We start from the raw sequence: 5,792 nt of genomic DNA, 5'->3' as shown, positions 1-5,792 counted from the left end.
CATGCTGGTTGGCCTGGTCGCCCAGGCCGCGCGCGCCCTTCCCGCGCATGGCTGGGATATCGAAATCCTCGAAGCCCATCACAACAGGAAGATCGACGCGCCGTCCGGTACGGCGCTGATGCTCGGCGAAGCGGCGGCCGAAGGCCGCGGCGTTTCCCTTTCATCTGTCGAGCGGCGCGGGCGTGACGGCATCACCGGCGAGCGCCCGCCCGGCGAAATCGGCTTTGCCGTCCTTCGGGCCGGCGGGCTCGTCGGAGAACACAGCGTCCTGTTTGCCGCCGCCGAGGAAGTCGTGACGCTCTCGCATTCGGCTCTCGATCGCGGCATGTTCGCCCGCGGCGCGCTTGCCGCCGCCCGCTGGATCGCAGGGCGCGCACCCGGCGAATACACCATGGGGGATGTGCTGGGCCTGGCGTGAATAAGGAAAACGGGCTCACAGCATATCGAGGATTGCCGAGGCGACGACGACCTCGGTTCCAGCCAATCCGACGGAGCAAAACAGCGTCGTATCGTCAGGCGACCCCCGCCCGGCCGTTTTCCCGGCCATGATATCGGCAAGGTCGGCCATGCGGTGTTCATTGCCGGAGCCGGTCAGGAAAAAGGGCGAAGCATAGGCGCGCGTCTGTTCGGGTGAATCCGTCGCGATCATGGCGGCGACATCGGCAAGATCCAGGCCGAGTTCGTATCCCTCATGCGTTTTCGAGCCAACGGTGTTGACGTGCACGCCGGGCTTCAAATCCCGCGCATGAATGACGGGCGTTCGGCTCGTCGTCGCACAGATGACGATGTCGGCGTCATAGACGGCTTCAGAAGCGCTGCCGGCAGGCTCCACTTCAATACCCAAGGCGTGCTGCATCTCGGCTGCAAAGGCGGCGCGATTCTTCTCGTCGCGGCTATAGACGCGGGCGCGGTCCAGCTTTCGAACGGCGGCGGCCGCGGCAAGCTGGGTTCGCGCTTGCGCTCCGCTGCCGAGGATCCCGACGATGCTGGCGTCAGGCGCGCTGAGATGCCGGATGGCGAGCCCTCCGATCGCACCGGTTCTGAGATTGCCAAGACGATCTCCGAGAATAATGCCCTTGAGCTTCGCGTCGTCGGCCGACCACACCGCGACGATCTGCGAATGCTCCGCCCCGTCGAATGTTTCATAGACTCGGAAGCCCGCGAGCGGTTTCTCGCCGAGGATGCCGCCGACGGTGAAGACGAGATCGCCGCGATCGGGAAACGAGACATGGTGCCGGGGCGGAGAGATCAACCGATTGTCGGCTCTCGCGAGAAAAGCGGTCTCGAGAGCATCGATCGCGATCATCATCAGCGCGCTGCCGACCAGATCCTCGTCTTTCAGAATTTTCGTCACGGCCAAACCTCCAGCCCATGCCGGCATGCTGCAACCCCAACCCCACTTGAGGTCAATAGGTGAGGCAAGCCGACATGCGCTGAAACATCGGCGTGAGGCCTAACTGACCAGACGGCGAGCCATCATGACGTCGTCGATCTCCCTGCCCTCCTCCAGAACCCCGCCGGGAATCCTGCCGATCTCGGAGAAGCCTTCCCGCTGATAGAAGCGTATTGCCGCCGGGTTCTCCGCGCTGACGAAGAGTTCCAGCTGCAGGATGCCGATATCGCGCGCGTGATCGGCCACCGCGCTGAGCAGCTTGCCGGCAAGGCCCGTTCCGCGCAGGCTCCTTCTGACGTAAACCATGATGATCGTTGCGCGATGGGCCATCTTGCTCGACCGCTGCCGAAGCAGGCCGGTTATGCCGACGGGTTCGTCACCCTGAAAGGTGATGAAAACCGGCTCATTCAGGCGATTGCGCCACTCCTCGAGAGAAAGAGCCTCCCAGTCCTCGTAGCGGCTTGCAAAGAGGGACGGTTCGGTGCGAAGCGCTTCCAGACGGATACGCCGGAAAGCCTCCACTTCGTCTGCCCTGACATGCCTGATCGTCGTGCCACTTTCATCCATCGGGACCTCCTGCGAGATGAGAGGTACTGTCAATACAGATGGCCTCAGCCGATGCAACCGGTGTCAGGACGCTTCGTAGTTCAGCATTTGCTCGAAGTGACGAGATCGAACGGAAATCCGTCATCTCAGGCGCCGGTCACTGCGCCGGGCTCCCCAGCCGGCCCCCTTTCCGAACGACCGGTTCGCCGCTCGGACCGACCACCGATTGATCGGTCGGCCTCGCTGCCGGTTCGCCAGTTGGCCCGACCCCCGGTTCACGGGCTGGCCCGTCGACCGGCTGGCCGGTGGATCGGACGACCAGGGGATCGGCTGGCTGGATGGCGGATTGATCGGTTGTTCGCCCCGGCACCGGCTTGCCGGTTGCCCCCGGCACCGGCTGGCCGGTTGCCGCGCTCAACGGCTCACCGGTTGGCCCGGCAACTGGCTCATCAGTTGAGCCTGCCACCGATTGATCGGTTGGCTTGTCGATCGCGAACGGTACAACTTCACGGATGATGAAGAGAAGAGCTATCCCGACCAACGTGCATGTCAGCGCGTAGAGAAGGAAATATTTCAGTGCATATCCCTCGCTGATTGGCAGCACCAACTTGACAATGGTGCAAATGATATTTCCGTATTATTGAACGATACTTGCAACGAAGGCAATCATTTTCAATAAGAGCCGCGAAGTTTCAAAAACGCACAGAACGGTATAAGGTAGTTATTGTAGATATTTAGGAAGCGCCTCCCCGATGCTCAATTTATCTTGAGGTCTCGGCAAGCCCAAGGAAGGCCCTGGAACCCGGATCCGATATCTGCCAGGCGAAGACAGCCTCGGCGATATGGGCTAGTTTGGGTGTGCCGGCGCCTGCTTTCGAGGGTGAGGCCCTCCAGGATCGGTGGCGGCAGGGGGACCCGCATGACGGCAATTGCATCTCTGTTTCAGGAAGCCGCCCGCCTTGCGGCCGCGTTCCGGCAGGCAGCGCCCGCCCGCCATATGCCCACCCACGACTACGCAGCCTCGCTTGCCTGTTTCGAAGAGCCGCTGCCGGCGGCAGGTTCCGATATGCTTGATGTCATCAGGCGTCTCTCGGACGGCGCTGAACCCGGGCTGCATGCAACCACTGGACCGCGCTTTTTCGGCTGGGTCATCGGCGGCTCCCATCCGGTCGGCGTCGCGGCCGATTTCCTCACCAGCGCCTGGGGCCAGAATGCCGGAAACCATGCCGCCGCCCCGGCCGCGGCAGCCGTCGAGACCGTCGCGGCGAGATGGCTTCTCGATCTCCTGAAGCTGCCGGCCGAAAGCTCGGTCGGCTTTGTCACCGGCGCGACGGTGGCGAACTTTACCTGCCTTGCCGCCGCCCGCGGCGAGGTGCTGCGACAGGTGGGCTGGGATGCCGACGCAAAGGGCCTGTTCGGAGCGCCTGAGATTGCCGTGCTGATCGGCGACGACGCCCACACCACCGTCTTCTCCGCGCTTCAGTTCCTCGGCCTCGGGCATGATCGCGTGCTGCGCCTGCCCACCGACGCGATGGGACGGATAGACCCAGCCGCGCTGGCGGGCACGCTCGATACTGTCTCTGGACCCGTCATCGCCGTTCTCCAGGCGGGGCAGATCAATACCGGCGCCTTCGACGATTTCGCCGCCATCATCCCGCTGTTGAAGGCGAAAGGCGCCTGGGTGCATATCGATGGCGCCTTTGGCCTCTGGGCGCAGGCGTCAGCGAAGACCAGCCACCTCAGCCGCGGCATCGAAGCGGCCGACAGCTGGGCGACCGACGGCCACAAGTGGCTGCAGACGCCCTATGATTGCGGCTATGCGATCGTCCGCGACGAGCTCGCCCATCGCCGCGCCATGACGATCGCCGCGAGCTACCTGCCGCTCGCCGGCGAAGGCGAACGCGATCCCTCCCATTACGTGCCCGAGCTTTCGAGGAGGGCGCGCGGCTTTGCCACCTGGGCGATGCTGAAACATCTCGGCCGCGACGGCATCACCGCCTTGATCGATCAGTGCTGCACCTCAGCGCGGCTGATCGCCGATCTTCTGTCGCGGCAACCGGGCATCGGCATACTGAACGACGTCGTGCTGAACCAGCTCGTCATTCGCTTCGGAACGGACCTGCCCTCCGAAGAAGGCGACGCGTTGACGCGAAAGACGATCGAAAAGATCCAGGCGGACGGCATGATCTTCGCCGGCGGCGCCAAATGGCGCGGCCGCGACGTCCTGCGCCTCTCTATCACCAATTGGCAGACGACGGCAGATGAGGCCCAACTCGCCGCACAAAGCATCATCGCCGCGTTCAAGAGTGTGAGCGGCGGCTGACGCAACGCGCGACAGCGAAGGCAATTCTTCCCCCGACCTCAACGGACGCAGGCCCGCCCGTATTCCGTCGATTGCCCCTTGGTTCGCTCGTGCGCGGAATTGTGCTATCGCGGGCCCCCGCTCACTCCAAGAGAGATCGAAACGTGAAAAACGTCCTGTTCGTCTGCAGTCAGAACAAACTTCGCAGCCCGACGGCCGAACAGGTCTTCGCAGGCTGGCCGGAGATCGAGGTCTCCTCGGCCGGCACCAACAACGATGCCGAAAACCCACTGTCGAACGAGCTGATCGAATGGGCCGATATCGTCTTCGTCATGGAGAAGGCTCACCGTGCGAAAATCCAGGGCAAATACCGGTCAGCTCTCAAAGGCAAGCGGCTGATATGCCTGGGTATTCCTGACGATTACGATTTCATGGACCCTACGCTCGTGCAACTACTGAAGGTCAAGGTACCCCGCATCTCTGAGCCCGGTCACGCGACCGCAAAACGACGCCCGCGCAAGGCGGGCAAATTCTTCCGTCCGTCCCGCTTGCGCCAGTGGTGGCACTTGCGGCCAAGCTGCGGGACCGGTCAAACTTGTTGAGAGACATATTCCGGAAACTCGGCCGCACCGCGACTTAGGGCTTTCACCATTAGCAGGCCGTCGTCGAAGTAGCCGTTTCTCGCGTAGAACTGGTGCGTACGCTCCCTTCCCAGAACCATGGCAATACGGACCACCGCGCATTCAATCCGCTCCGCCTCCGCCTCGATCCACGCCATCATCTTGCCGCCGATGCCCTGACTGCGCACGGCGTTGTCTACCACCACATTGTCCGCCTCGATATACTTGCCGCACCACAACTGAGTGACCGTCCAGAAACCCGACGCACCACCATCCGTTCGTCGATATATGCTGCTATGCAGCGGTAGTTGCTCTGTGCGAACATGGCTGAGAGTCGTTGGAAAACCACGGCCTCGCTCAGGCGACTAACCTGGCTGTACAGCGGGAAAATTGTCATCGTCTGATCGAGACCGACCAGCTCGCGGATGATCACTTCGTCGGACACAGCAGCCCCCTATCCTCTCGATCGCATGATAGTGCACGCGAACTTGGTCATGATCCATGGGCGTCAACCACTTGCAGTAGACTGCCTGTCTTCCCATTGTAATCCGCTGCGCTTATAGCTCCCCGCCCGTTCCGATCGCACAAGGAGGAGAGCCATGAACGCCAATGATGTCGCCGCCCATTGGGAGAGCAATGCCGAGACCTGGACGATCTATAGCCGCGCGGGCTACGACAAATATCGCGACGCGCTGAACACACCGGCCTTTCTGAAGATGCTGCCGCCGGTGGCAGGCCTTGCCGGGCTCGATCTCGGCTGCGGCGAAGGTTCCAACACCCGCGCCGTCGCCCGCCTCGGCGCCCGCATGATCGGTCTCGACATCGCCCCGACCTTCATTCGTTATGCCCGCGAGACCGAGACGCAAGCGCCGCTCGGCATCGACTACGTGCTCGGCGACGGCCAGGGCATCGATTTCCCCGAAGCGAGCTT

General features: G+C 62.7%; 7 protein-coding genes and 1 pseudogene. 4 read left to right on the top strand and 4 right to left on the bottom strand.

Features of this window, described 5'->3' with window-relative positions:
- On the top strand, positions 1-418 hold a 418-nt coding region (gene dapB, locus FY112_RS01895; RefSeq protein WP_151517512.1), incomplete at its 5' end, for a 4-hydroxy-tetrahydrodipicolinate reductase.
- A gap of 15 nt (positions 419-433) precedes the next feature.
- Here the strand turns inward: dapB and FY112_RS01890 are convergent.
- The 3 genes from FY112_RS01890 to FY112_RS01880 all read right to left on the bottom strand — a co-directional run bounded on the left by FY112_RS01890 (position 434) and on the right by FY112_RS01880 (position 2,546).
- A complete protein-coding gene (locus FY112_RS01890; protein ID WP_151517511.1) occupies positions 434-1,354 on the bottom strand; it encodes an ornithine cyclodeaminase family protein in 921 nt (306 codons plus the stop codon).
- A gap of 99 nt (positions 1,355-1,453) precedes the next feature.
- On the bottom strand, positions 1,454-1,960 hold the full coding sequence (locus FY112_RS01885) for a GNAT family N-acetyltransferase (RefSeq protein WP_151517510.1): 507 nt from the start codon (positions 1,958-1,960) through the stop codon (positions 1,454-1,456).
- Between the two features lie 136 nt (positions 1,961-2,096).
- Positions 2,097-2,546 carry a hypothetical protein gene (locus FY112_RS01880; protein ID WP_151517509.1) on the bottom strand — a complete coding sequence of 150 codons (450 nt, stop codon included), beginning with the start codon at positions 2,544-2,546 and terminating at the stop codon, positions 2,097-2,099.
- Positions 2,547-2,858: 312 nt separating this feature from the next.
- On the opposite strand from FY112_RS01880, the gene FY112_RS01875 reads away from it, so the two are divergent.
- Entirely contained in the window at positions 2,859-4,262 is a 1,404-nt protein-coding gene (locus FY112_RS01875) for an aspartate aminotransferase family protein (RefSeq protein ID WP_077978563.1), read from the top strand.
- 143 nt (positions 4,263-4,405) lie between these two features.
- A pseudogene (locus tag FY112_RS01870) lies at positions 4,406-4,717 on the top strand (low molecular weight protein tyrosine phosphatase family protein); the annotation flags it as partial.
- Between the two features lie 113 nt (positions 4,718-4,830).
- On the opposite strand, the gene FY112_RS37315 reads toward FY112_RS01870, so the two are convergent.
- On the bottom strand, positions 4,831-5,100 hold the full coding sequence (locus tag FY112_RS37315; protein ID WP_246648321.1) for a GNAT family N-acetyltransferase: 270 nt from the start codon (positions 5,098-5,100) through the stop codon (positions 4,831-4,833).
- A gap of 360 nt (positions 5,101-5,460) precedes the next feature.
- Between FY112_RS37315 and FY112_RS01860 the strand changes: the two genes are divergently transcribed.
- The coding region (locus tag FY112_RS01860) for a class I SAM-dependent methyltransferase (RefSeq protein ID WP_151517508.1) at positions 5,461-5,792 on the top strand (332 nt) is incomplete at its 3' end.

This window comes from Rhizobium sp. PEPV16 (genome assembly GCF_008919455.1).
Taxonomy (GTDB): Bacteria; Pseudomonadota; Alphaproteobacteria; order Rhizobiales; family Rhizobiaceae; genus Rhizobium; species Rhizobium leguminosarum_Q.
Note: the sequence above shows the minus strand (reverse complement) of the source record. Positions and strands in the feature narration are given on the sequence as shown.

Bases quoted from the DNA above. Each gene is read 5' to 3' on its own strand.
- FY112_RS01885 (WP_151517510.1), bottom strand. From the start codon at position 1,960: ATGGATGAAAGTGGCACGACGATCAGGCATGTCAGGGCAGACGAAGTG.
- FY112_RS01875 (WP_077978563.1), top strand. From the start codon at position 2,859: ATGACGGCAATTGCATCTCTGTTTCAGGAAGCCGCCCGCCTTGCGGCC.